This is a genomic window from Hylemonella sp. W303a (assembly GCF_046452315.1).
GTDB lineage: Bacteria > Pseudomonadota > Gammaproteobacteria > Burkholderiales > Burkholderiaceae_C > Hylemonella.
The window spans coordinates 267,226-290,565 of record NZ_JBKFDG010000007.1 but is presented as its reverse complement, the minus strand read 5'-3'; the positions used below and the strand labels follow the sequence as shown (position 1 = coordinate 290,565).

Below are 23,340 nucleotides of genomic sequence, written 5' to 3'. Positions count from 1 at the left end.
CACCCGCGACGGGCCTTCCCGCATGGTGAAGCGGCCAACCGGGTCAGGTGGGGAACCAAGCAGCCCTAACCACGGAGCCAGTGCCGGGGTCGAGGTCCGTCACCCTACACCCCACGCTGCGCAACGCAACTCCTGCCAAGCCTATCCCCGGGCCGGGTCGGGCATGACCTGCTCGACACACGTCTCGCAAAACAAAATGCCGTTTGCTGATGGTCAGCAAACGGCATTCGTACTTGATGGATGGTGGAGCTGGGGGGATTTGAACCCCCGTCCGCAAGCCTTCTCCGCGCAGTTCTACATGTGTAGTCGTCTGATTTGAGTCTCGCCCGGTGCGTCGCGCAGCGACACGCTACGCATCAGGCCAGTGCCCTTGTTTCTCGTCCACAGCCAAGGCACCCGGATGTGGACCAGCCCATGTAGATTCCCTCACAGCCGGGAGCTTGCGCCCCTTGCCCAGCCCATCGGCCAACTGTTGTGAGGCTCACCGATTAAGCGGCGAGTGCGAAACGTTCGTCGTTTGCAGTTAGTTTTTTTCTGCGGTTTTACGAGGTGACAGAACCTCGACATGCCCTGCTGCGTGCCCGAACCCACGTCGAAACCAGTGCAGCCCCTGAGGCTCGCATTTTAGGCTGGTTCAGACGATTTCAAGCGAGCAGGTCCAGAAGTTCTTGCGGATGTTCGATGGCGGCGTCAGCGCCCCACGCTGTGGCGTCTGCTTTCGCCCCCAGATAGCCGTAGGTGGCGGCCACCGTTCGCATGCCGGCCGCCTTGCCCGCCACGATGTCACGCTCGTCATCGCCCACGTAGACGCAGTGCGCAGGCAACAGCCCCAGGCGGCGCGCGGCTTCCAGCAAGGGCGCAGGATGCGGCTTGGGGTGTGGTGTGGTGTCGCCGCTGACGATGGCCCGCGCACTGTTGAAGAGCGGCATGCCCGCCGTGAGAGGCAGCGTGAAGCGCTCGATTTTGTTGGTCACCACGCCCCAGGCCAGACCTCGCCCTTGCAGCGATGCGAGCAAATCAGGCACGCCTTCGAAGACCACGGTGCGCTCGCGCATGCAACGCTCGTAGTGGTCGAGGAACTCGGCGCGCAGGGCCGGGAAGTCGGGATGTTCGGGCGTGTAGCCGCCATCCGCGAAGGCCACGCCGATCATGCCGCGCGCGCCCGCGCCCGCCATGGGCCGGTACAAAGCCAAGGGCAACTCCGGCAGGCCACGTGCCACGCGCATGAGGTTCGCGGCATGCCCCAGGTCAGGCGCGCTGTCGATCAAAGTGCCATCCAGATCGAACAGCACGGCCTGGATCGTCGTGGCGTCAGCGCCGAAAGCCTTCATGCAGCCACCACCTTGCGGGTCGCGAGCAGGTAGTTGACGCTGGTGTCGTCGTTGAGCGCGTAACGGCGCGTCAGCGGGTTGTAGCCCATGCCGCGCGAGGCCCGCAACTCCAGGCCGGCGTCGCGCACGTCACGTGCCAGTTCGCTGGGGCGGATGAACTTGGCGTATTCATGGGTACCGCGCGGCAACAGGTTCAGCACATATTCCGCGCCGACGATGGCGAACAGAAAAGACTTGGGATTGCGGTTGATGGTGGAAAAGAACACCCAGCCACCCGGTTTGACCAGGGTAGAACAGGCGCGCACGACCGAGGCTGGATCGGGCACATGCTCCAGCATTTCCATGCAGGTCACCACATCGAAGCTGGCGGGCGCCTCGGCGGCCAGAGCTTCGGCGCTGACTTCGCGGTAGCTGACATTGGGCGTGCCGGCTTCCAATGCGTGCAATTGCGCCACCTTGAGCGCCTTGGTGGACAGATCAATGCCGGTGACCTGTGCGCCAGCCCGCGCCATGCTATCGGCCAGGATGCCGCCGCCACAGCCCACGTCCAACACGGCCTTGCCGCTGAGCCCCGTGCCCGAGCCCTCAGCCACCAAGCCGGACAACCAGTTCAGCCGCAGGGGGTTGATTTCATGCAGGGGACGGAATTCGCTCTGCGGGTCCCACCAGCGGTGGGCCAATTCGGAAAACTTCGCCAGTTCGGCGGGATCGGCATTGACTCGGGTTGCGCTCATGGGGCGGGATTATGGCGCGGCAGGCCGCGCGACACGGCGGAGTCATGGCTGAACCGGACAAGAAAAAGGGCTGTCTCGGACAGCCCTGGATCACCTGCCTGCGCGAAGGCAAGCCCGGTTCACTTGACGATGACCAGCTCGACGTCTGCGCGGCGGTTCATGGCACGGCCTTCGGCTGTGTCGTTCGGGCGCGCGGGAGCGGTCAAGCCCTTGCCTTCGGTGAAGACGCTGGCGGGGTTGATGCCTTGGGCCGTCAGATGCGTCTTGACAGCCTCGGCCCGGCGCACGGAGAGCTTCAGGTTGTACTCGGGCGTGCCAATCGAGTCAGTGTGGCCGACAACGATGGTGGCCTCGACGGTCCGGCCCTTGGCTTTGGCGGCCAGCGCGTCCAGGGAAGCGATCGCCTCGGCCTTGAGCTCCGATTTATCGAAGTCAAAGAACACGGTGACCGTCTCCACCTGCTTGACACCCACTGGAGAAGTCAGCACGACATCGGGTTGGGGCTTGGTCTCGGGCTTGGGTGCCGCTGCGGCGGGCGCCGGAGTCGGGGCAGGAGCCGGAGCTTGGCCCGTGGTCGCAGGCGCGGCATCGGCCTGAGGCGTCGGCGTCTGGACGGAGGCGGCACAGCCAGCCAGCACGATGGCCGCAGTCATGACTGAGAGCGCCTGGGAAAAGCGGGAGAAAGCGGATTGCGCGCGGGCGCGGGCCTCACTGATGTTTTTCATGGGATCCTCTTTGAGGGGGCTAGGCCCCTGACGGAAAAGACGTCTGACACGAGGTCAGGGTGTGTGCAGGCGGTCGATTCTGCCAGAGCCCTCATGAAAAAGCGCCGCTGGGCCGTGAATCCAACTGTTGCGTGGTGTAAGTCTGTGGATCAGCGGAAACGACTTCACGAGGCCTGAAAAGTTCGGCCCACGCATCGCGGGGTTCGGCGGGTACGGACCACGCACCGGGGTCGAACTAAAATGGCGGATTGCCTGCGCACGCGGAGCCTGCTTTAGCCGTCGCGCGGCCCCTCGGATCCCCAAGAACACCTCGTTCCAGCCCATGACCGAATTCGCCAAGGAAACCCTGCCCATCAGCCTGGAAGAGGAGATGCGCCGCAGCTACCTCGACTACGCCATGAGCGTCATCATCGGCCGGGCCCTGCCGGATGCGCGCGACGGCTTCAAGCCGGTGCACCGACGCGTGCTGTACGCGATGCACGAGTTGAACAACGACTGGAATCGCCCCTACAAGAAATCGGCGCGTATCGTCGGCGACGTGATCGGCAAGTACCACCCGCACGGCGACCAGTCGGTGTACGACACCATCGTGCGCATGGCGCAGGATTTTTCAATGCGCCACATGCTGGTGGATGGTCAGGGCAACTTCGGCTCGGTGGATGGCGACCCCGCCGCCGCCATGCGTTACACCGAAATCCGGCTGGCCAAGATCGCGCACGAGACGCTGGCCGACATCGACAAGGAAACGGTGGACTTCGGGCCGAACTACGACGGCTCGGAAAAAGAACCCCTGGTGCTGCCCACCCGCGTCCCGAACCTCTTGGTCAACGGTTCGGGCGGTATCGCCGTGGGCATGGCGACCAACATCCCGCCGCACAACCTCAACGAGGTGGTGGACGCCTGCCTGCACGTGCTGAAGAACCCGGGCGCCTCCATCGACGAGCTGATGGAGATCATCCCGGCCCCGGACTTCCCCACCGCCGGCATCATTTATGGCATGCAAGGCGTCAAGGACGGCTATCGCACGGGCCGGGGCCGCGTGGTGATGCGCGCCAAGTGCCACTTCGAGGACATCGACAAAGGCCAGCGCCAAGCCATCATCGTCGACGAGCTGCCCTACCAGGTCAACAAAAAGACCTTGCTGGAGCGCATCGCCGAGTTGGTCCACGACAAGAAGATCGAAGGCATCAGCCACATCCAGGACGAAAGCGACAAGTCCGGCATGCGCGTGGTGATCGAACTCAAGCGTGGCGAGTTGCCCGAGGTGGTGCTGAACAACCTCTACAAGCAAACGCAGCTGCAGGACACCTTCGGCATGAACATGGTGGCCCTGGTGGGTGGCCAGCCCAAGTTGTGCAACCTGAAGGATTTGATCGAGGTCTTCCTGGACCACCGCCGCGAAGTGGTGACGCGCCGCACCGTGTTCGAGCTGCGCAAGGCGCGCGAGCGCGGTCACGTGCTCGAAGGCCTGGCCGTGGCCCTGGCCAACATCGACGAATTCATCCGCATCATCCGCGAATCGCCCACGCCCCCTGTGGCCAAGGCTGAGCTGATGACGCGCGCCTGGGACAGCAAACTGGTGCGCGAAATGCTGACCCGCAGCCGTTCCGATGGGGGCGTGGTCAACGCCGACGACTACCGCCCCGAAGGTTTGGAACGCGAATTCGGCATGCAGGGTGACGGCCTGTACAAGCTGTCCGAGACGCAAGCCCAGGAAATCCTGCAGATGCGCCTGCAGCGCCTGACCGGCCTGGAGCAGGACAAGATCGTCGCCGAGTACAAGGACGTCATGGCCGAGATCGAGAACCTGCTCGACATCCTGGCCAAGCCCGAGCGCGTCGCCACCATCGTGGGCGAAGAACTCACGGCCATCAAGCAGGAGTTCGGCCAGACCAAGCTGGGCGCGCGCCGCAGCGTGGTCGAGCACAACGCACAGGACCTGGCCACCGAGGACCTGATCGCGCCGGAAGACAAGGTGGTCACGCTCTCGCATGCGGGCTACATCAAGAGCCAGCCCCTGTCCGAATACCGCGCCCAAAAGCGCGGCGGGCGCGGCAAGCAGGCCACCCAGACCAAGGAAGACGACTGGATCGACCAGCTCTTCATCGCCAACACGCACGACTACATCCTGTGCTTCTCCAACCGCGGCCGCCTGTACTGGCTCAAGGTCTGGGAAGTGCCCGAGGGTTCGCGCACCTCGCGCGGCCGCCCCATCGTCAACATGTTCCCGCTGGCCGAAGGCGAGAAGATCACCGTCGTGCTGCCGCTGACCGGTGAATTCAGCAGTTTCCCGTCCGATCACTATGTGTTCATGGCCACGAGCATGGGCACGGTCAAGAAGACGACCCTGGACGAATTCAACAACCCGCGCAAGGCCGGCATCATTGCCGTCGACTTGGACGCGGGCGACTTCCTGATCGGAGCAGCGCTGACCGACGGCCAACATGACGTGATGCTGTTCTCTGACGGCGGCAAGGCCGTGCGCTTCGACGAGAACGACGTGCGCCCCATGGGCCGCAACGCGCGCGGCGTGCGCGGCATGATGTTGGACGAGGGTCAGAGCGTCATCGCCATGCTGGTAGCCCAGGGCGAAGCCCAGAACGACGCCAATGGCGAGGCGGCGCGCACCAGCGTGCTTACCGCCACCGAGAACGGTTACGGCAAGCGCACGCCGATCGCCGAATACACACGCCATGGACGCGGCACCAAGGGCATGATCGCCATCCAGCAAAGCGAGCGCAACGGCAAGGTCGTGGCGGCCACGCTGGTGCATGCGGACGACGAGATCATGCTGATCACCGACAAGGGCGTGCTGGTGCGCACCCGCGTGAGCGAAATCCGCGAAATGGGACGCGCCACCCAGGGCGTGACCCTGATCGCGCTCGACGACGGCACCCAGCTGAGCGGCCTGCAGCGCATCGTCGAAAACGACGCGAACGGCGAAATCAACGTGGACGCGAACGGCAACGGGAACGAGGAAGGCGGCGAGGCATGAACGCACGCATCCTGCCCGCCCGCCCTTACAACTTTTCTGCGGGTCCGGCGGCCATCCCCGCCGAGGTGCTGAGCCAGGCGGCCGCCGAGATGCTGGATTGGCACGGCAGCGGCATGAGCGTCATGGAGATGAGCCACCGCGGCAAGGAGTTCGACAGCATCCACAACCAGGCGCTGGCGGACCTGCGCGAATTGCTGGCCGTGCCCGCGAACTTCCGCATCCTTTTCATGCAAGGCGGCGGGCTGGCGGAAAACGCCATCGTCCCCTTGAACCTCGCGGGGCGCAAACCTTCCGCGGGCCAGGGTGGCGGTGTCATGGACTACGTGGTGACCGGCAGCTGGAGCCAAAAGTCGGCCAAGGAAGCCCGGCGCTACGGTGACGTTCGCATCGCTGGAACGGGGGAGGCCGAGGGCTTCACCCAAATCCCCGAACCAGCGACTTGGCAACTCAACGCCAACGCCAGCTACGTCCACATCTGCACGAACGAAACCATCCACGGCGTGGAATACCACCAGCTGCCCGACCTGAAGGCCCTGGGTTCGGATGCCCCGCTGGTGATCGACTTTTCCTCGCACGCGGCCTCGCGGCCGGTGGACTGGTCTCGCGTGGGCCTGGCCTTTGGCGGCGCGCAGAAAAACCTGGGGCCCGCCGGCCTGACCCTGGTCATCGTGCGCGAAGACCTGCTGGGCCACGCCTTGTCTGTCTGCCCCAGCGCCTTCAACTACCAGACGGTGGCCGAGAACAACTCCATGTTCAACACGCCGCCAACTTACGCCATCTACATCGCGGGCCTGGTGTTCCAGTGGCTCAAGAAGCAAGGTGGCATTGCGGCGATCGAGGCACGCAACATCGCCAAGGCGCGGCTGCTGTACGACTTCATCGACGGCTCCCAGTTGTATGTGAACAAGGTCGCGAAGGAGAGCCGCTCCCGCATGAACGTGCCCTTCTTCCTGCGCGACGAAACTCGCAATACCGCTTTCCTCGATGGCGCCAAGTCCGCTGGCTTGCTGCAGCTCAAGGGCCACAAGTCGGTGGGCGGCATGCGCGCCTCCATCTACAACGCCATGCCCATCGAAGGCGTGCAGGCGCTGGTGGACTACATGCGTGACTTCGAGAAAACCCAAGCCTGACGACACCCAGACAACGACATGGCTCGCTCCCTCGCCGAACTCCGCACCTCCATCGATGCGCTGGACAAGGAACTCCTGGCCCTGCTGAACCGCCGTGCCGAGCTCGCGCATGAGGTCGGAGAAGTCAAGAAAATCGACGGCTCGCCGGTCTTCCGACCCGAGCGCGAAGCCCAGGTGATTGCTGGCCTGCAGCAAGCCAACCCAGGCCCGCTCAAGCCCGAGGGCATCGCGCACATCTGGCGTGAAGTGATGTCGGCCTGCCGCGCGTTGGAAGCCCGGCTGCGGGTGGCCTACCTGGGACCTGCAGGCACTTTCAGCGAACAAGCCGCGCTGCAGTTCTTCGGCGCCAGCATCGAGCGCGTGCCCTGCGCCAGCATCGACGAAGTCTTTCAGGCCACCGCCGCGGGTCGCGCCGACTATGGCGTCGCCCCCATGGAAAACTCCACCGAGGGTGTGGTGTCGCGCTCCCTGGACCTGCTGTTGAACTCGCCCCTCCACGTGGTCGGCGAAACCAGCCTGCTGGTGCGGCACAACCTGCTGCGCAGTTCGCCTTCGCTGGAGGGCGTCACCGCCGTCTACGCTCACCCGCAGGCCCTGGCCCAATGCCAGCAATGGCTCAACAGCCATCTGCCAAACGCCGAACGGCATGCCGCCAGCAGCAATGCCGAGGGCGCGCGCCTGGCCACGACGAATCCTGCCTGGGCCGGAATCGCCAGTGAGCGAGCGGCCAGTGAGTTCGGTCTGCACGTGGTCGCGCCCGCCATCCAGGACGAAGCCGGCAACCGGACCCGCTTCTCCGTCCTCTGCCTGCCCTCGACTTTGGCCATGCCCGCGCCCAGCGCCCCCCAGGGTGGGCGTGACTGCGTGAGCCTGGTTCTGTCCGTGCCCAACCGACCAGGAGCGGTGCATGACCTGCTGACGCCGCTGAAGAAGCATGGCGTGTCGATGACCCGCTTTGAGTCCCGCCCAGCGCGCTCCGGCAGCCCCGTGTCGGCCTGGGAGTACCACTTCTACATCGACCTGCAGGGCCACCCTTCGGAGCCGCATGTGGCCGCGGCCTTGCAGGAATTGCAGGCCCTGTGCGCTTTCTACAAGGTGCTCGGCGCCTACCCGGTTTCGGAATGACCACCGGCATGGACCCTCACGCTGGGCCAGACGCCGCCCGCCCATCGGCGCAGACCGCCCCCTATTTCGAGCAACTCGGCCTGATCGGCTGCGGCCTGATCGGCGGCTGCTTCGCCCTGGCACTCAAGCAAGCTGGTTTGGTGCGTCATGTGGTGGGATACGACGCGCATGCCGCTTCCATGCAAGAAGCGCTGGCTCGGGGCGTGATCGACCGCGCCGCGCCCACGGCCGCCCACACGGTCGGCGCCTGGCGCGATGACACCAATGGCCAAGACGTGACCGGTGCGGATTTGATTTTCCTGGCGGTGCCCGTGTCGGCCACGGAAGAGGTGCTGCGCGGCATCGCGCCCTACATCCAGCCCCGCGCGCTGCTGATGGACGCGGGCTCCACCAAGGGCGACGTCATCGCGGCGGCACGACCGGCGCTGGGCGAGCGCATCGGCAACTTCGTGCCCGCCCACCCGATCGCGGGCAAGGAGAAGGCGGGCGTTGCCCATGCGGACGCGGCCTTGTTTCGCGGACGGCAGGTGATCCTCACACCCATGCAAGAGACACAGACCGGTCCCTTGGCCCAGGCAGCAAGGCTTTGGCGGGCCCTGGGTTGCGAGGTGCGGCACATGAGCGCCGAGGCCCACGACGCGGCCTTCGCCGCCGTCAGCCACCTGCCGCACTTGCTGGCGTTCGCGCTGATGGACAGCGTGGCGGGTCAGACCCTGGGCCCCGAATGGCTGGAGCTGGCCGGCAGCGGTTTTCGCGACAGCACTCGCATCGCGGCCAGCGACCCAAAAGTGTGGCGCGACATCTTGCTGGCCAATCGCACACAGGTTCTCGCACAGTCTCGCCAGCTGCAACAGGCCTTGCGGGCCTTCGACACCCTGATCGAACACCAACAGGCCGGCGCCCTGGAGGCGCGCATCGCCCGGGCCAGCGCCGAGCGCGCACGCATGAACGGCCCGCAGGGGACCCACTGAGATGTACACCACGCCCTTCATTGACCTTCCTCCGCTCAGCCAGGCCCAGGGCACGGTGCGCCTGCCTGGCTCCAAGAGCATCTCCAACCGAGTGCTGCTGCTGTCGGCTCTGTGCGAAGGGCGGACCACGCTGCACGACGTGCTGGATTCCGACGACACGCGCGTGATGCTGGACGCCTTGCGCCAGCTCGGCTGCGGCGTGACGCACGACGGCAGCACCGTGGTCATCGATGGCATCGCGGGCCGCCTGCCGCGGGAACCACTGAAGTTCTTCATGGGCAACGCGGGCACGGCCATGCGTCCATTGACCGCCGTGCTGGCCATCGCGGGCGGGGACTTTGAGCTTTCCGGCGTGGCCCGCATGCACGAGCGCCCCATCGGGGACTTGGTGGACGCACTGCGCCCGCTGGGCTGCACGATCGACTACCTGGGCAAGGAGGGCTACCCGCCGCTGCGCGTGGGCCGTCCACGACTCAAGTTGGATGCCCCGATCCAAGTGCGAGGTGACGTCTCTAGCCAGTTCCTCACGGCGCTACTGATGGCGCTGCCCCTTGTGAGTGAACATCATGCCGTCACCATCGACGTGGTCGGAGATCTGATCTCCAAGCCTTACATCGAGATCACCCTCAAGCTGCTGTCCCGCTACGGCATCGATGTCCAGCGTGAAGGCTGGCAACGTTTCACCATCCCGGCCGGCAGCCGTTATCGCTCCCCAGGCACGCTGCACGTGGAAGCCGATGCCTCCTCGGCCAGCTATTTCATCGCCTTGGGCGCGCTGGCGGCCGACACCGCCACGCCGGTGCGCATCGAGGGCGTGGGCGAGGAATCGATCCAGGGCGACATCCGCTTCGTCGAAGCCGCGCGCCTCATGGGCGCGCAGATCTGGAGCGGCCCGAATTGGCTCGAGGTATCACGCGGTCATGGTCCTTTGAAAGCGATAGACCTGGATTGCAACCACATCCCCGACGCGGCCATGACCCTGGCGGTGATGGCCCTCTTCACCGACCCTGCCGATGGGCCTACCACGCTGCGCAACATCGCCAGCTGGCGCGTCAAGGAAACCGACCGGATCGCGGCCATGGCGGCGGAATTGCGCAAGCTGGGTGCCACGGTGGAAGAAGGCCCCGATTTCATCCGCGTCACACCGCCCGCTCTGCGGGACTGGAAAGCGGCCAGCATCCACACCTACGATGACCACCGGGTGGCCATGTGCTTCTCCCTGGCGGCCTTTAATCCAGCGCAACTGCCCGTGCGCATTCTGGATCCGAAGTGCGTGGCGAAGACCTTTCCGGACTACTTCGAGGCCTTGTTCTCGGTCACCACACCGGTGGCCAGCACCGTGCCGGTGCTCTGCGTGGACGGTCCCACGGCCTCGGGCAAAGGCACGCTGGCCGCGCGGCTGGCTGAGCGGCTGGGTTACCACCTGCTCGATTCGGGGGCGCTCTACCGCGTGACCGCCTTGGCCGCGCTGCAAGCCGGGTTGAGCATCGATGCGACGAACGAGGCGGCCATCGCGGAACTGGCGCGGCGCCTGCCCGTGCGCTTCGAGGGCGACCGCGTGCTGCTGGACGGCCGGGATGTGAGCGACGCCATCCGCAGCGAGGAAGGTGGCATGAACGCCTCCAAGGTCTCGGCCTTGCCCGCCGTGCGGGTCGCCCTGGTCGCCCTGCAGCACAGCTTTGCCCGCCTGCCCGGCCTGGTGGCCGACGGCCGCGACATGGGCACCGTCATCTTCCCGGCCGCGCCGCTCAAGGTCTTCCTCACGGCCAGCGCCGCGCAGCGCGCCGAACGCCGGCATAAGCAATTGATTTCCAAGGGAATTCCGGCTAGAATCGACGTCCTTCGCGCTGACCTTGAGGCGCGTGACGCACGGGACATGAACCGCGCGGTCGCGCCCTTGAAGCCCGCCGAAGACGCCCTGCTCCTGGACAACTCCAGCCTTTCCATCGAAGCCTCGGTGGATCAGGTGTTGGCCTGGTGGCAGGACAAACAGCCGTTCAAGGCTGCTTGAAGTCACGCACCTTGAACGGTTGACCGGTCCCGTCGGTCCTTCTCGCGCAGCAGCGCACTGATCGGCGGGTTCATCCACTCCTGCCGCGGAATGTCCGCACACAACCACCGTCGAAAGCTAGCCCCCATCGGCAATGGTGCCGGTGTCACGCCACGGGCTCGCGCCGCAAGCGCGCCGTGGACGCCAAGACGGACAAGGAAACTCAATGTCTGAATCTTTTGCCGCCCTGTTCGAAGAATCCCTCAAGCGCTCCGAAATGAAAGCGGGCGAGGTCATCACGGCCGAGGTCGTGCGCATCGACCACAACCACGTCGTGGTGAACGCGGGCCTCAAGTCCGAAGCCTTCGTTCCCGTCGAGGAATTCAAGAACGACCAGGGCGAGCTCGAAGTCCAAGTGGGTGACTTCGTGTCGGTGGCCGTGGACGCCATCGAAAACGGCTATGGCGACACCATCCTGTCGCGCGACAAGGCCAAGCGCCTGGCTTCCTGGATGAGCCTGGAAAAGGCCCTGGAATCCGGCGAATTCGTCACCGGCACCACCAGCGGCAAGGTCAAGGGTGGCCTGACCGTGCTGGTCAACGGCATCCGCGCCTTCCTGCCCGGCTCCCTGGTCGACACCCGTCCGACCAAGGACCTCACGCCGTACGAGAACAAGACCCTGGAATTCAAGGTCATCAAACTGGATCGCAAGCGCAACAACGTGGTGCTGAGCCGCCGCGCCGTGGTGGAAGCCTCCATGGGCGAAGAGCGCGCCAAGCTGATGCAGAACCTGAAGGAAGGCGCCATCGTGCAAGGCGTGGTCAAGAACATCACCGAATACGGTGCGTTCGTGGACCTCGGCGGCATCGACGGCCTGCTGCACATCACCGACATGGCCTGGCGCCGCGTGCGCCACCCCAGCGAGGTGGTGCAGGCTGGCCAGGAAATCACGGCCAAGATCCTCAAGTTCGACACCGAGAAGAACCGCGTCTCCCTGGGTCTGAAGCAGATGGGCGACGACCCGTGGCTGGGCGTCTCGCGTCGCTACCCGCAAAGCACGCGCCTGTTCGGCAAGGTCACGAACATCGCCGACTACGGCGCGTTCGTGGAACTGGAACCGGGCATCGAAGGCCTGGTGCACGTGTCCGAAATGGACTGGACCAACAAGAACGTGGCCCCGTCCAAGCTCGTCTCCCTGGGCGACGAAGTGGAAGTCATGGTGCTCGAGATCGACGAAGACAAGCGCCGCATCTCCCTGGGCATGAAGCAGTGCAAGGCCAACCCCTGGCAAGAGTTCGCGCAGAACACCAAGCGCGGCGACCGCGTCAAGGGTCCCGTCAAGTCCATCACCGACTTCGGCGTGTTCGTGGGCCTGGCCGCTGGCATCGACGGCCTGGTGCACCTGTCCGACCTCTCTTGGAACGAGCCCGGCGAAGCCGCCGTGCGCAACTACAAGAAGGGCCAGGACGTGGAAGCCATCGTGCTGGCCATCGACGTGGACCGCGAGCGCATCAGCCTGGGCATCAAACAGCTGGACGGTGACCCGTTTGCCACCTTCACCTCGATCAACGACAAGGGCGCGACCGTGACCGGCAAGGTCAAGACGGTGGATGCCCGCGGCGCCGAGATCGACCTGGGCGAAGACGTGATCGGTTACCTGCGCGCCTCCGAAATCAGCCGCGACCGCGTGGAAGACGCGCGCAACGTGCTGAAGGAAGGCGACGAAGTCACGGCGGTCGTCACCAACGTGGACCGCAAGACGCGCAACATCCAGCTGTCGATCCGCGCCAAGGACCTGGCCGACGAGCAAGGCGCCATGGCCAACCTGAACCAAAATTCGGGCAACGCTGGCACGACCAACCTGGGCGCGCTACTCAAGGCCAAGCTCGACGGCAACAACGGCTGATGATGTCGGACTGACCTTGCCGCCGCCCCCGTCGGCGCAGGCCCCTCACGGGTCCTGCGCCTCGACGGGGAAAAGGCGGCGGGGTTTTTCGCAACGCCCCACGCGCACGTCACGTCATGACCCGCTCCGATTTGGTTGAAGCGCTGGCTGCCCGTTTCGAGCAGCTCACGCACCGAGACGCTGAATCGGCCGTCAAGGCCATTCTGGACGCGATGAATGACGCGCTGGTGCGTGGGCGCCGCATCGAGATTCGCGGCTTCGGCAGTTTTTCCATCAACCGCCGTCCGCCGCGCATGGGCCGCAACCCACGCAGTGGCGAAAGCGTCGCGATCCCGGAAAAGCGTGTCCCCCATTTCAAGCCGGGCAAGGCCCTGCGCGAGGCCGTCGACGAGAGCGCGCCGAGCGACGATCCTGACTGAGAGCGACACCGCGCTTAAAATCGGGCCTCCCACCCGCACGGGACGAAGGTGGACAACCGAGGTCGCACGATGAACAAACTGATTTGGCTGCTCAAGTGGATGCTTAGAGCGGCCATTTTTTTCGCCTTGCTGGTGTTCGCGCTCAACAACCAGACACGTGTGACGCTGAATTTATTCTTTGACTACCAATGGACCGCGCCCCTGGTGTTCATCGTGCTGGTGACCTTTGCGCTGGGCTGGGCCTTGGGCGTCGTGGTGATGCTGCCACGCTGGCTGAGCCAGCGAAACGCGGCGCGCAAGGCACGTCGTCAGCTCGAATCGGACAGCGAAAGCAAGCTGGGCATGAGCACGCAGTTCATGCCCTCGACACCTTTCACCCACGACCGCACCGCCGGATGAAGCGCACCCACACCGACCGCCGGACACTCCCTACCTATGACTCCTGAACTGAGCTGGCTACCCAGCTGGTTGTCTTTTGGCCTGATGGCCCTGCCCGTCGCGTTCGCCTTGGGCTGGCTGGCCTCCCGCCTCGATTGGCGCCAACTGAAACTCGAAGACCGCCGCAATCCGCGAGCCTATTTCCGGGGATTGAACTTTCTGCTGAACGAGCAGCAAGACCAAGCGATCGACGCCTTCATCGAGGCCGTGCAGAACGACCCCGACACGTCCGAATTGCATTTCGCGCTCGGCAATTTGTTCCGCCGCCGTGGTGACTACGAACGCGCGGTGCGCGTGCACCAGCACTTGCTGTCGCGGGGGGACTTGAGTGAGACCGAGCACCAGCGTGCCCAGCACGCCTTGGCGCTGGACTACCTCAAAGCGGGTCTGCTGGACCACGCGGAAAACGCCCTGCTCAAGCTGGAAGGGACGCCCTTTCAAACCCAGGCACGCCTCGCGCGCTTGGCCAACCACGAACGAGCGCGTGACTGGGCCCAGGCGGCCGCGATCGCTCGCTCCCTCGACAACGCCCGGGACTTGGCTGCCGGGCCTGGCGCTGGCACGCAACTTTCGGGCAGCTTCGCACCCCGCCTCGCGCACTATTTGTGCGAGCAGGCGGCGGAGCGGTTGGCATCCCGGAACGTCGAAGGCGCACAGGAACTGCTCTTGCGCGCCATCGAAACCGCGCCTGCGGCCCCGCGACCGCGCATCGACCTCGCCCGACTGCACATGCAGCGGAGCCAAACCTCGGACGACGAATCCGTGCGCCGTGAAGCTGCGCGTCAGGCCTGCGAGACCTTGATCGCCGCCTTGGATGCCAGCCCCGCCGCGGCGCCTTTGATCGCCGCGCCCCTGGTCAAGGCCGCATTGGCTTGTGGGCAGGAGGCCGCGGTGCAAGCCCGCTTGCGTGGTTTGTATGACCAGGCGCCTTCGCTGGACCTGCTGGAAGCCTTGATCGCATTGCACGCACCAGTACCTGACGCCACTGCCACTGCGGACGCGTCACTGCCCGAGAGCTTGCGGGGCTGGTACCTGCGCCATCTGCGGCACGAGCCCTCCCTCGCGGCGGCCAGCAAATGGCTGGCCGGGGAGAAACTGGCGCATGAGGAACATCGCCCGCTGGTTCAACGTGCATTGGACCGCGCGACACAACCCCTGCTGCGCTACCGCTGTGCCGCCTGCGGCTTCGAGGCCAAGCAGCATTTCTGGCAATGCCCAGGCTGCCAATCCTGGGACAGCTACCCCGCGCGCCGGGTGGAAGAGTTGTGATCGGGCGCTGCGAGCGCATGGAGACCGCCCTGCGCGGCGCATCGTGCGTGGGAAGCGCGACCCGTGGCAGCGGCCCGTCAGTTCGGCGCCCCCCGCGCCAACAGCAGTCGTTCAAACCGCCCCGCAGTGAGCCTTTGTGAAGCGCGTCACACCTCCTTCGCCATGAAAATCACCCCGACCGATCTGGCGCGTTCTCGCGTGTTGGTGGTGGGCGACGCCATGTTGGACCGCTACTGGCATGGCACGGTGGATCGCATCAGTCCGGAGGCACCTGTGCCGGTCGTGCGAGTCACTCGCGAGGAGTTGCGCGTGGGCGGCGCCGCGAACGCGGCGGCCAACGTGGTGGCGCTGGGCGCGCGAGCCTCCCTGCTCAGCGTGATCGGAGATGACGACGCCGGTCACTCATTGGACAGATTGATCGCGCGCAGTGGCGTTCAAGCGCACTTGGTCAGAGACCCGGGATTGCAGACCACGGTCAAGCTGCGGGTGATCGGCCGTCAGCAGCAATTGATCCGCCTTGATTTCGAGAACCCGCCGCCCAGCGCCGCTCTCGCGGCGCAGATGTCCCGGTTTGAGCAGCTGCTGCCCGCGCACGACGCCGTGCTGCTCTCCGACTATGGCAAGGGCGGCTTGGGACCCTTGCCCAGAATGATCGAACAGGCACGCGCGCTGGATCGCCCGGTGCTGATCGACCCGAAAGGAACGGACTACACCGCCTACGCAGGCGCCACGGTCATCACCCCGAACCGCGAAGAGTTGCGGCAAGTCGTCGGTGCTTGGCGAAACGAAGAAGAGCTGCGCGCCAAGGCCCAGGCCTTGCGCGCGGATCTGCAGCTGAGTGCCCTGCTACTGACCCGCAGCGAGGACGGCATGACGCTGTACGACGCCGAGGGCGAGACCTGCGTGGCCGCGCAGTCGCGTGAGGTGTACGACGTGACGGGTGCGGGCGACACGGTGATCGCCAGCCTCGCAGTTCTGATGTGCGCGGGCCTGTCACCCCGCGAGGCCCTACCCTGGGTCAACAAGGCCGCGGGCATCGTCGTGGGTAAGTTCGGCACGGCCACCGTCAGCCATGAGGAATTGTTTGGCGGCTGAATGGGCACCGCTCAGACCGCTGAGCGTCGCGCCCAACTCGCCTCGCCCGCGCAGAGCCCCCTCGCGCACGACTGCGCAGTCTATGCGCAAGCCTCGGGTTCCACGTCAGGGGCAGCGGTAGACCTCGAAACTTCGTTGCCCCAACTGTGGCGATGCGCCGCTCACCAGCGCGTTGCCGCCCAGGCGGAATGCTTGGCGGCGGGCCTCGATCAACAGGTTTTCTTCCACGGCTTCGGAAACACGGGCGACAGGCCCCACGCCGGCCCACACGGTCACCGACGTGGTGCCCAAACGCTGGCAGGGAAACGCCTCGACTTCCGTGACCAGCCGGATGTCGTCGTGCTGGCGCGGGTTCAGTGCACTGCAGGCTGACAAGCCGCAGACCACCACCAAGGCCCATGCACCGGGCCAGCGGCCACGCCAAGCCTTGGAAGGCGCGGAGGGTCGGTTCAGATTGAACTGTTTCATGCCCTGTCCCTTTCAGGCGCGGACGCCGGTGACCTGCAAATAGCCCGCTCGGGTCGCGGGCGACACCGCGTCAAGCAACTGAGCATGCCGGGTTTGATGGCGCGTGACCATGCGGGCGTCGGCCACGCCACGCGAGCGGCAAAACCAGTGGCAGCTGTGCTGCATCAACAGCAATTCCGCCATCAGCGTGTAAGCCTTGTCACGGAGCGAACGCTGCTCTCGGTTGTCCGCCACCGCGCTGATGCCCTCGGCATGGACGGTGAGCAAGGCTCGCATGTCGAAGGTGCGCCGGGGCAAGAGCTTGTCCGCGTAGGGAAAAGCCCAGTCCAAGGTGCTGACCAAGGTCTGGTCGTTCCAGACTTTGGAAAAATCCTCGGCGAATCGATTGAACTGCCGACTCAGTTCCTGCTCGGAGCCTTGCAAACTGGTCCAGATTTGCTCGCGGCGCACGGGCTCGTTGGCCTCCAGCGCACGGAGATAACCTTCCGTCACGGTCTGCATCAGCTTTTCGATCTGGTGCTGGTTCAGAAACCGCGCCAGCAGCAGGATGCGCCGGCGCTGGTCTTGAATTTTGAGGAATTGGAAGCCCAAAAAGGGCGCGAGCACGAGGGCGAGAAAGATCTCCATGCGTTCTTCTGATGGGCGTTGCGGATGAACAGCCCATCAGTGTAGCCAAGGCTCAGGCTGGCACGCCATAGCCCCCACCGCCCGGCGTGTGGATTTCAAAGACATCGCCCGGCCGCATCTCCGCGGTGCCGATGTGCCCGAGCACCTCGACCGCACCGGCTGCGCCATCCCCCGCCGCGCGCACAACCCGGTTGACGCCCGCTTGTCCCGGCGCCCCACCCGCCATGCCAAAAGCGCCGTGGACGCGACCGTTGGACAAGATGCCCGCGGTCATGGGTTCCAGGAACTGGACGCGCCGCACACCGCCATCGCCGCCACGCCAACGGCCAACACCGCCCGAACCGCGGCGGATCTCGTAGGCGAGCAAACGCACCGGGAAGCGGAACTCCAGCACCTCGGGATCGGTGAGACGTGAGTTGGTCATGTGGGTCTGCACCACGCTCGTGCCATCGAAGCCACCCACCAACCGACCGGTGTCGTCAACGAGCGCACCTGCGCCGGAGCCCCCGGAAATGGTTTCATAGTACTGGTACTGAGCGTTCCCGAAGGTGAAGTTGTTCATGGTGCACTGGCTGGCCGCCATCATGCCCAAGGCACCATAAAGCGCGTTGGTGATGCAGGACGAGGTTTCCACATTGCCCGCGACCACCGAAGCCGGTGGGTTGGGGTTCAACATCGAACCTTGCGGGATGATCACCTTCAGTGGTTTCAGACAGCCTGCGTTCAAGGGAATGTCGTCGTCGACCAGGGTGCGGAACACATAGAGCACCGCCGCCATGCAGACCGCCGTGGGCGCGTTGAAGTTGTTGATCTGCTGCGGGCTGGTCCCGGTGAAGTCAATCTCGGCGCCACGGTTGGCTGCATCAACGCGCACGGCGACGCTGATTTGCGCGCCATTGTCCAGCGGCAGGGTGTAGCTGCCGTCCTTGAGCCGGGTGATGACCCGGCGCACGGATTCCTCCGCGTTGTCCTGCACGTGGCGCATGTAGGCCTGCACCACGTCAAGGCCGAACTGCGCGACCATCTTGCGCAGTTCCTGCACGCCTTTTTCATTGGCGGCGATCTGTGCCTTGAGGTCGGCCAGGTTCTGCTGCGGGTTGCGCGACGGGTACTCGCCGCTGGCCAGCAAGGCCAGCACCTCGGCCTCGCGCAAGGCGCCCCGGTCCACCAGCTTCACGTTGTTGATCTGCACACCCTCTTCCTCGATGCGCGTCGAGAACGGCGGCATGGAGCCCGGCGTCGTGCCACCGATGTCCGCGTGGTGTCCGCGCGAGCCGACGTAGAAAGTCGGCTCGGCACTGCCTGCGATGTAGACCGGCGTGATCACCGTCACATCCGGCAGGTGCGTGCCACCGTGGTAGGGGTCGTTGAGCATGTAGACATCGCCCGGTTGCATGCGACCCGTGTTCTCGCGGATCACCGTCTTGATGCTCTCACCCATGGAGCCCAGGTGCACCGGCATGTGCGGCGCGTTGGCGATCAGATTGCCCTGGGCATCGAACAGCGCGCAGGAAAAATCCAGCCGTTCCTTGATGTTGACCGAGTGCGCGGTGTTCTGCAGTTGCAGGCCCATCTGCTCGGCGATGTTCATGAACAGGTTGTTGAACACCTCCAGCAACACGGGATCGGCCTGCGTTCCCGCCGCGTAGCGCTGTTCGCGCGCGAGGCGGCGCTCCAGCACCAGATGGTCCAGGGCAGTCAGTTTCGCTTCCCAGCCAGGCTCGACCACGGTGGTCGCGTTCTTCTCGGCGATGATGGCCGGTCCGGTGATGACGTCGCCAGGACGCAGGTCCTCGCGCACGACCAGGGCAGCCTCGTGCCAGGCGCCGCCGGAGTAAAGCCGCACGGTGTCACGGCGTGGCGTTTCGCGCGGCACGCTCAAGGCATGCCGGCGCTCAGCGGGCGCATCGCCAGCGATCACGGCTTCGACCGACACCGCTTCAACAATCAAGCCCTTGCCCGGCATCAGGAAGGCGTAACGCTGGCGGTAAGCGGACTCGAAGCCCGCAACGATGCCCGCGTGGATGGCCGCGGCATCCGCCGCCTCGGGGTAGGACACGACCAGGGCTGCGTCACTGCCCTCGTAGCGCACGTGCACGCGCCGCTGCACGGTGATCGCGCCCTGGCTGACCTGTTGCACCGCCAGCGCATCGGTCGCGCTGTCCGCCAGCGCGTCGAGCCGTGTCTTCAGATCAGGCAGCGCGGCCTCACTCAGGGCGATTTCCACGGCCTGCTCACGGATCAGGCTTTGGTCAGCCAGGCCCATACCGTAGGCGGAAAGCACGCCCGCGAGTGGGTGCACCAGCACGCGCGTCATGCCCAGCGCATCAGCGACCAGGCAGGCATGCTGACCACCCGCGCCGCCAAAGCATTGCAAGGTGTAGCGCGTCACGTCGTAGCCGCGCGCGACCGAAATCTTCTTGATGGCGTTGGCCATCTGCTGCACCGCGATGTTGATGAAGCCCTCGGCCACTTCCTCGGCGCTGCGCCCAGTGCGGGTCGCGAGTTCGCCAAACTTCAGGCGCACGGCCTCGGCATCCAGCGTTTCGTTGGCCTTGGGTCCGAACACCTTGGGAAACCACGCCGGCTGGATCTTGCCGAGCAGCACGTTGGCATCGGTCACGGCCAAGGGGCCGCCGCGCCGGTAGCTGGCCGGCCCCGGGTTGGCGCCTGCGCTCTCCGGGCCAACGCGGAAGCGCGCGCCATCAAAACTCAAGATGGAGCCCCCGCCCGCCGCCACCGTGTGGATGCTCATCATGGGCGCGCGCATGCGCACGCCGGCCACCTGGGTCTCGAACTCGCGCTCGAAGGCGCCCGCGTAGTGGCTGACGTCGGTGCTGGTGCCGCCCATGTCGAAGCCGATGACCTTCACGCCGCCCTCGGCTGGGGCGGAAGCCGCGTCGGTGAAGGCCAGCTCCGCCGTGCGCGCCATGCCCACGATGCCCCCGGCGGGACCCGACAAGATGGCGTCCTTGCCCTGGAAGGCGCGTGCGTCCGTCAAGCCACCCGAGGACTGCATGAAATACAGCGGCACGCCCGGCATCTCGCCGGCCACTTGCTCGACATAGCGACGCAGGATGGGCGAAAGGTAGGCATCCACCACCGTGGTGTCGCCCCGACTCACGAACTTCATCAGCGGGCTGGTGCCATGCGAGGTGCTGATTTGGGTGAAGCCGACCTCGCGCGCGATGGCAGCGGCCCGCGCTTCGTGCTCGCTGTAGCGGTAGCCGTGCATGAACACGATGGCCACGCTGCGCAGGCCTGCGTCGAACTGCGCCTGCAGATCACGCCGCAAGGTCGAGGCTGAGACATCGCCCAGAGGCGCCACCACTTCGCCATGTGCCCCCATGCGCTCATCGGCTTCGACGACGGCGGCGTAGAGCAATTCCGGTAGCAGGATGCGGCGATCAAACAGGCGAGGCCGATTCTGATACGCGATGCGCAGCGCGTCGCGGAAACCGCGCGTCGTGACGAGCAACGTCGGCTCACCCTTGCGCTCCAGCAGGGCGTTGGTCGCCACCGTGGTGCCCATCTTCACGCATTCCACCTGCGCGGGCGTGACGGCTTCGCCCGGCTTGAGGCCCAGCAAGTGGCGAATGCCTGCGACCGCTGCGTCTTTGTACTGCTCCGGGTTCTCGGACAGCAGCTTGTGCGTGGTGAGCGATCCGTCGGGCCGCTTGGCCACGATGTCGGTGAAGGTGCCGCCGCGGTCGATCCAGAATTGCCAGCGGGAGGGAAGTGCGTTATTCAACATGATCAAGTGGCTCGGGCTTGAGAAAAAGTCAAAAAAAGCGGTCCGTGGTCACGAAGACTGCGGGACGCGGAAGAAATTCAGATTGGTGCATTCAGTCACCATGACGCGCTCGAACGGTGCGCACCGCTCGCTCCACGGCATGTCTCACAGGGACGCGGCAGCGCGCGCTGCCTGGTCATAAACGCCCGAGAGAACACGCAGCAGCCGCGCCAGTTCACCGATGTCACGATTCAAGGCGTCATCGGCCTTGAGCGCATCGATCAGGCAGGTTTCGCGGATCTCGCGGTAACGCTGCACATACTGCTGCCCCTCTTCGGTGGATGCATAGGTCACCTCCTTGCCGTTCTTGCTGGAGGCCACCACGCCCAGGCCTTGCAGCTTCTTGAGCGAGTAATTGATGAGGTGGGTGTCTTCCACGTTCATGATGAAGCAGATGTCCGCGAGGCGCTTGTCACGGGCGCGGTGCGTCACGTGGTGCAGCACCAGGACGTCAAGCGGCGTCAGGTCCTTCAGGCCCGCCGCACTCATGCAGTGCGCGATCCAGCGGTGGAAGGCATTGCCCGCGACGATGAGGCCGAACTCGAACTCGCTCATCTCTGCGCTGCGCGGCGAAACCAGGTGGGCCGACGACACGATGGGAGAGTTGGCGGACTTCTTAGCGGATGAAACGGCAGCTTTGCGCGGCATCAAGTGACTCCTGACTGGCATCGATATTGCATGCGACGAATTGTAGGGAGATAAAAAACAATTTACCAACAAAATGTCGACATCACGGGAAAACACCAAGCAGTATCCGTGCCGCTTTCACTACAGTTTGCAATCCGTTTTCAACCCATTTCACTGGAGATCACATGAAACGTCGCCTGTTCACCCTAGCCACTGCCGCCCTGACCTTGATCGGCGGCAGCGCCCTGGCCCAGACCAAGTGGGACCTGCCCGCGGCCTACCCGGCCACCAACTTCCACACCGAGAATCTCAACCAGTTCGCTGCCGACGTGGACAAAGCCACTGGGGGCAAGCTGAAGATCACGGTGCACGCCAACGCCTCGCTGTTCAAGGCGCCGGAGATCAAGCGCGCGGTGCAGGGAGGTCAGGCGCAGGTCGGCGAGATCCTGCTGGTGAACTTCACCAATGAATGGGCCCTCTTCGGCGCGGATGGTCTGCCCTTCCTGGCGGACGGCTATGACAGCGCCTTCAAGCTGTACCAAGCGCAGAAGCCGCTGCTGCAAAAGAAGCTGGATGAGCAAGGCATGGCGCTGCTCTACACCGTGGCCTGGCCGCCGCAAGGCATCTACGCCAAGAAGCCCATCAACAGCGCCGCGGACCTCAAAGGCGTGAAGTGGCGCGCCTACAGCCCTGCCACCGCCCGCATTGCCGAACTGGTGGGCGCTCAACCCGTGACGGTGCAGGCCGCTGAATTCGCCCAAGCCTTGGCCACCGGCGTGGTGGAAAGCACCATGACCTCGGGCGCCACCGGTGTGGACAGCAAGCTGTATGAGCACCTGAAGTACTACTACGACACCCAGGCTTGGTTGCCCAAGAACGCGATCATCGTCAACAAGGCCGCTTTCAACGCCTTGGACAAGCCCACGCAAGACGCGCTGCTGAAGGCTGCCGCGGCGGCGGAGAAGCGCGGCTGGGACGCGAGCCGCAAGGTCAACAGCGACACCCTGGCCAAGCTGAAGGCAGAGGGCATGCAAGTGTTGCCGCCCTCGCCCGCGCTCAAGGCCGACCTGCAGAAGATCGGCGAGACCATGCTGAAGGAGTGGCTGGAGAAATCCGGCGCCGACGGCCAGGCCTTGGTGACGACCTACAAGAAGTAAGCAGCGTTTGCTCAACAGAGGGCCATCCATCATGCGCCGTACTCTCGATGCCCTCTATGACAGCGCCGCCGCCGTGGCGGCGCTGTGCATGGTCGGCCTGTTGATCGCGGTGCTGCTGTCCATTCTTGGGCGGCAGTTCCATTTCCACATTTCCGGCATCGATGCCTATGCAGGCTATCTGATGGCGGGAACCGCCTCGCTCGCGCTGGCCCACACGCTCAAGCGCGGCGAACACATCCGCGTCACGCTGCTGCTGACCGCGCTCAAGGGCCGTTGGAAGCACCTGCTTGAACTCTGGGCACTGGGCATCGGCACCTTGCTCGCCGGTCTTTACGCCTTGTACAGCGTGCGTCTGGCCTGGCTTTCGCATGTCTTCCATGACGTATCGACCTCCAACGACGCCACACCTTTATGGATTCCCCAAATCGGCATGGCCGCAGGCGCGGTCGTTCTGGTGATCGCCATGCTCGACGAGCTGGTTCTCGAACTCCTGGGCCGCCGCGCCGTCGTCGACGGTGAAGCCCTCCACAATGAATGAAA

General features: G+C 65.0%; 19 protein-coding genes and 2 other RNA genes. 13 read left to right on the top strand and 8 right to left on the bottom strand.

Annotated features, from left to right (window positions below; all coding sequences use genetic code 11):
- Positions 1–7 precede the first annotated feature (7 nt).
- Positions 8–104: signal recognition particle sRNA small type (gene ffs / locus ACLBKS_RS14725), an RNA gene on the top strand.
- A gap of 137 nt (positions 105–241) precedes the next feature.
- On the opposite strand, the gene ssrA is transcribed toward ffs, so the two are convergent.
- The 4 genes from ssrA to ACLBKS_RS14705 form a co-directional block, all read right to left on the bottom strand.
- Positions 242–611: a transfer-messenger RNA gene (gene ssrA / locus ACLBKS_RS14720) on the bottom strand.
- A gap of 33 nt (positions 612–644) precedes the next feature.
- Entirely contained in the window at positions 645–1,331 is a 687-nt protein-coding gene (gph, locus tag ACLBKS_RS14715) for a phosphoglycolate phosphatase (protein ID WP_410193556.1), read from the bottom strand.
- A complete protein-coding gene (gene ubiG, locus ACLBKS_RS14710) occupies positions 1,328–2,065 on the bottom strand; it encodes a bifunctional 2-polyprenyl-6-hydroxyphenol methylase/3-demethylubiquinol 3-O-methyltransferase UbiG (protein ID WP_410193555.1) in 738 nt (245 codons plus the stop codon). Before ubiG ends, gph begins: the two co-directional genes overlap by 4 nt.
- Before the next feature lie 119 nt (positions 2,066–2,184).
- Positions 2,185–2,790 carry an OmpA family protein gene (locus ACLBKS_RS14705; RefSeq protein WP_410193554.1) on the bottom strand — a complete coding sequence of 202 codons (606 nt, stop codon included), beginning with the start codon at positions 2,788–2,790 and terminating at the stop codon, positions 2,185–2,187.
- A 322-nt stretch (positions 2,791–3,112) separates the two neighbouring features.
- Between ACLBKS_RS14705 and gyrA the strand changes: the two genes are divergently transcribed.
- The 10 genes from gyrA to rfaE1 all read left to right on the top strand — a co-directional run bounded on the left by gyrA (position 3,113) and on the right by rfaE1 (position 16,128).
- On the top strand, positions 3,113–5,785 hold the full coding sequence (gene gyrA / locus ACLBKS_RS14700) for a DNA gyrase subunit A (RefSeq protein ID WP_410193553.1): 2,673 nt from the start codon (positions 3,113–3,115) through the stop codon (positions 5,783–5,785).
- Positions 5,782–6,915: a 3-phosphoserine/phosphohydroxythreonine transaminase gene (serC, locus tag ACLBKS_RS14695; protein ID WP_410193552.1), complete on the top strand. Its 1,134-nt coding sequence runs from the start codon at positions 5,782–5,784 to the stop codon at positions 6,913–6,915. Before gyrA ends, serC begins: the two co-directional genes overlap by 4 nt.
- A gap of 18 nt (positions 6,916–6,933) precedes the next feature.
- Positions 6,934–8,040 (top strand): prephenate dehydratase, encoded by a 1,107-nt coding sequence (gene pheA, locus ACLBKS_RS14690; RefSeq protein ID WP_410193551.1) that lies wholly within the window; start codon positions 6,934–6,936, stop codon positions 8,038–8,040.
- A gap of 8 nt (positions 8,041–8,048) precedes the next feature.
- Complete coding sequence (locus ACLBKS_RS14685; protein ID WP_410193550.1) at positions 8,049–9,011, top strand: prephenate dehydrogenase; 963 nt, start codon at positions 8,049–8,051, stop codon at positions 9,009–9,011.
- Between the two features lies 1 nt (position 9,012).
- A complete protein-coding gene (locus tag ACLBKS_RS14680) occupies positions 9,013–11,022 on the top strand; it encodes a bifunctional 3-phosphoshikimate 1-carboxyvinyltransferase/cytidylate kinase (protein ID WP_410193549.1) in 2,010 nt (669 codons plus the stop codon).
- A 205-nt stretch (positions 11,023–11,227) separates the two neighbouring features.
- Positions 11,228–12,907 (top strand): 30S ribosomal protein S1, encoded by a 1,680-nt coding sequence (gene rpsA / locus ACLBKS_RS14675; protein ID WP_006297153.1) that lies wholly within the window; start codon positions 11,228–11,230, stop codon positions 12,905–12,907.
- Positions 12,908–13,023: 116 nt separating this feature from the next.
- Complete coding sequence (locus ACLBKS_RS14670) at positions 13,024–13,326, top strand: integration host factor subunit beta (protein ID WP_410193548.1); 303 nt, start codon at positions 13,024–13,026, stop codon at positions 13,324–13,326.
- 69 nt (positions 13,327–13,395) lie between these two features.
- Entirely contained in the window at positions 13,396–13,725 is a 330-nt protein-coding gene (locus ACLBKS_RS14665; protein ID WP_410193547.1) for a lipopolysaccharide assembly LapA domain-containing protein, read from the top strand.
- Between the two features lie 36 nt (positions 13,726–13,761).
- Positions 13,762–15,033: a lipopolysaccharide assembly protein LapB gene (locus ACLBKS_RS14660; protein WP_410193546.1), complete on the top strand. Its 1,272-nt coding sequence runs from the start codon at positions 13,762–13,764 to the stop codon at positions 15,031–15,033.
- A gap of 162 nt (positions 15,034–15,195) precedes the next feature.
- Entirely contained in the window at positions 15,196–16,128 is a 933-nt protein-coding gene (gene rfaE1, locus ACLBKS_RS14655; RefSeq protein ID WP_410193545.1) for a D-glycero-beta-D-manno-heptose-7-phosphate kinase, read from the top strand.
- Positions 16,129–16,233: 105 nt separating this feature from the next.
- On the opposite strand, the gene ACLBKS_RS14650 is transcribed toward rfaE1, so the two are convergent.
- The 4 genes from ACLBKS_RS14650 to ACLBKS_RS14635 all read right to left on the bottom strand — a co-directional run bounded on the left by ACLBKS_RS14650 (position 16,234) and on the right by ACLBKS_RS14635 (position 21,664).
- The gene (locus tag ACLBKS_RS14650; RefSeq protein WP_410193544.1) at positions 16,234–16,596 is read right to left on the bottom strand and encodes a hypothetical protein; all 363 of its coding nucleotides are present in this window, start codon (positions 16,594–16,596) and stop codon (positions 16,234–16,236) included.
- A 12-nt stretch (positions 16,597–16,608) separates the two neighbouring features.
- Complete coding sequence (locus ACLBKS_RS14645; protein WP_410193543.1) at positions 16,609–17,223, bottom strand: hypothetical protein; 615 nt, start codon at positions 17,221–17,223, stop codon at positions 16,609–16,611.
- A gap of 52 nt (positions 17,224–17,275) precedes the next feature.
- Positions 17,276–20,977: a hydantoinase B/oxoprolinase family protein gene (locus tag ACLBKS_RS14640; protein ID WP_410193542.1), complete on the bottom strand. Its 3,702-nt coding sequence runs from the start codon at positions 20,975–20,977 to the stop codon at positions 17,276–17,278.
- Positions 20,978–21,121: 144 nt separating this feature from the next.
- On the bottom strand, positions 21,122–21,664 hold the full coding sequence (locus ACLBKS_RS14635) for a winged helix DNA-binding protein (protein WP_410193541.1): 543 nt from the start codon (positions 21,662–21,664) through the stop codon (positions 21,122–21,124).
- 164 nt (positions 21,665–21,828) lie between these two features.
- On the opposite strand from ACLBKS_RS14635, the gene ACLBKS_RS14630 reads away from it, so the two are divergent.
- Both ACLBKS_RS14630 and ACLBKS_RS14625 read left to right on the top strand, forming a co-directional pair.
- A complete protein-coding gene (locus tag ACLBKS_RS14630) occupies positions 21,829–22,800 on the top strand; it encodes a TRAP transporter substrate-binding protein (RefSeq protein WP_410193540.1) in 972 nt (323 codons plus the stop codon).
- 31 nt (positions 22,801–22,831) lie between these two features.
- The gene (locus ACLBKS_RS14625; RefSeq protein ID WP_410193539.1) at positions 22,832–23,338 is read left to right on the top strand and encodes a TRAP transporter small permease; all 507 of its coding nucleotides are present in this window, start codon (positions 22,832–22,834) and stop codon (positions 23,336–23,338) included.
- The last annotated feature ends 2 nt before the right edge of the window (positions 23,339–23,340 follow it).

Coding starts and splice junctions, on each gene's coding strand:
- gph (WP_410193556.1), bottom strand. CDS start 1,331: ATGAAGGCTTTCGGCGCTGACGCCACGACGATCCAGGCCGTGCTGTTC.
- ubiG (WP_410193555.1), bottom strand. CDS start 2,065: ATGAGCGCAACCCGAGTCAATGCCGATCCCGCCGAACTGGCGAAGTTT.
- ACLBKS_RS14705 (WP_410193554.1), bottom strand. CDS start 2,790: ATGAAAAACATCAGTGAGGCCCGCGCCCGCGCGCAATCCGCTTTCTCC.
- gyrA (WP_410193553.1), top strand. CDS start 3,113: ATGACCGAATTCGCCAAGGAAACCCTGCCCATCAGCCTGGAAGAGGAG.
- serC (WP_410193552.1), top strand. CDS start 5,782: ATGAACGCACGCATCCTGCCCGCCCGCCCTTACAACTTTTCTGCGGGT.
- pheA (WP_410193551.1), top strand. CDS start 6,934: ATGGCTCGCTCCCTCGCCGAACTCCGCACCTCCATCGATGCGCTGGAC.
- ACLBKS_RS14685 (WP_410193550.1), top strand. CDS start 8,049: ATGGACCCTCACGCTGGGCCAGACGCCGCCCGCCCATCGGCGCAGACC.
- ACLBKS_RS14680 (WP_410193549.1), top strand. CDS start 9,013: ATGTACACCACGCCCTTCATTGACCTTCCTCCGCTCAGCCAGGCCCAG.
- rpsA (WP_006297153.1), top strand. CDS start 11,228: ATGTCTGAATCTTTTGCCGCCCTGTTCGAAGAATCCCTCAAGCGCTCC.
- ACLBKS_RS14670 (WP_410193548.1), top strand. CDS start 13,024: ATGACCCGCTCCGATTTGGTTGAAGCGCTGGCTGCCCGTTTCGAGCAG.
- ACLBKS_RS14665 (WP_410193547.1), top strand. CDS start 13,396: ATGAACAAACTGATTTGGCTGCTCAAGTGGATGCTTAGAGCGGCCATT.
- ACLBKS_RS14660 (WP_410193546.1), top strand. CDS start 13,762: ATGACTCCTGAACTGAGCTGGCTACCCAGCTGGTTGTCTTTTGGCCTG.
- rfaE1 (WP_410193545.1), top strand. CDS start 15,196: ATGAAAATCACCCCGACCGATCTGGCGCGTTCTCGCGTGTTGGTGGTG.
- ACLBKS_RS14650 (WP_410193544.1), bottom strand. CDS start 16,596: ATGAAACAGTTCAATCTGAACCGACCCTCCGCGCCTTCCAAGGCTTGG.
- ACLBKS_RS14645 (WP_410193543.1), bottom strand. CDS start 17,223: ATGGAGATCTTTCTCGCCCTCGTGCTCGCGCCCTTTTTGGGCTTCCAA.
- ACLBKS_RS14640 (WP_410193542.1), bottom strand. CDS start 20,977: ATGTTGAATAACGCACTTCCCTCCCGCTGGCAATTCTGGATCGACCGC.
- ACLBKS_RS14635 (WP_410193541.1), bottom strand. CDS start 21,664: ATGCCGCGCAAAGCTGCCGTTTCATCCGCTAAGAAGTCCGCCAACTCT.
- ACLBKS_RS14630 (WP_410193540.1), top strand. CDS start 21,829: ATGAAACGTCGCCTGTTCACCCTAGCCACTGCCGCCCTGACCTTGATC.
- ACLBKS_RS14625 (WP_410193539.1), top strand. CDS start 22,832: ATGCGCCGTACTCTCGATGCCCTCTATGACAGCGCCGCCGCCGTGGCG.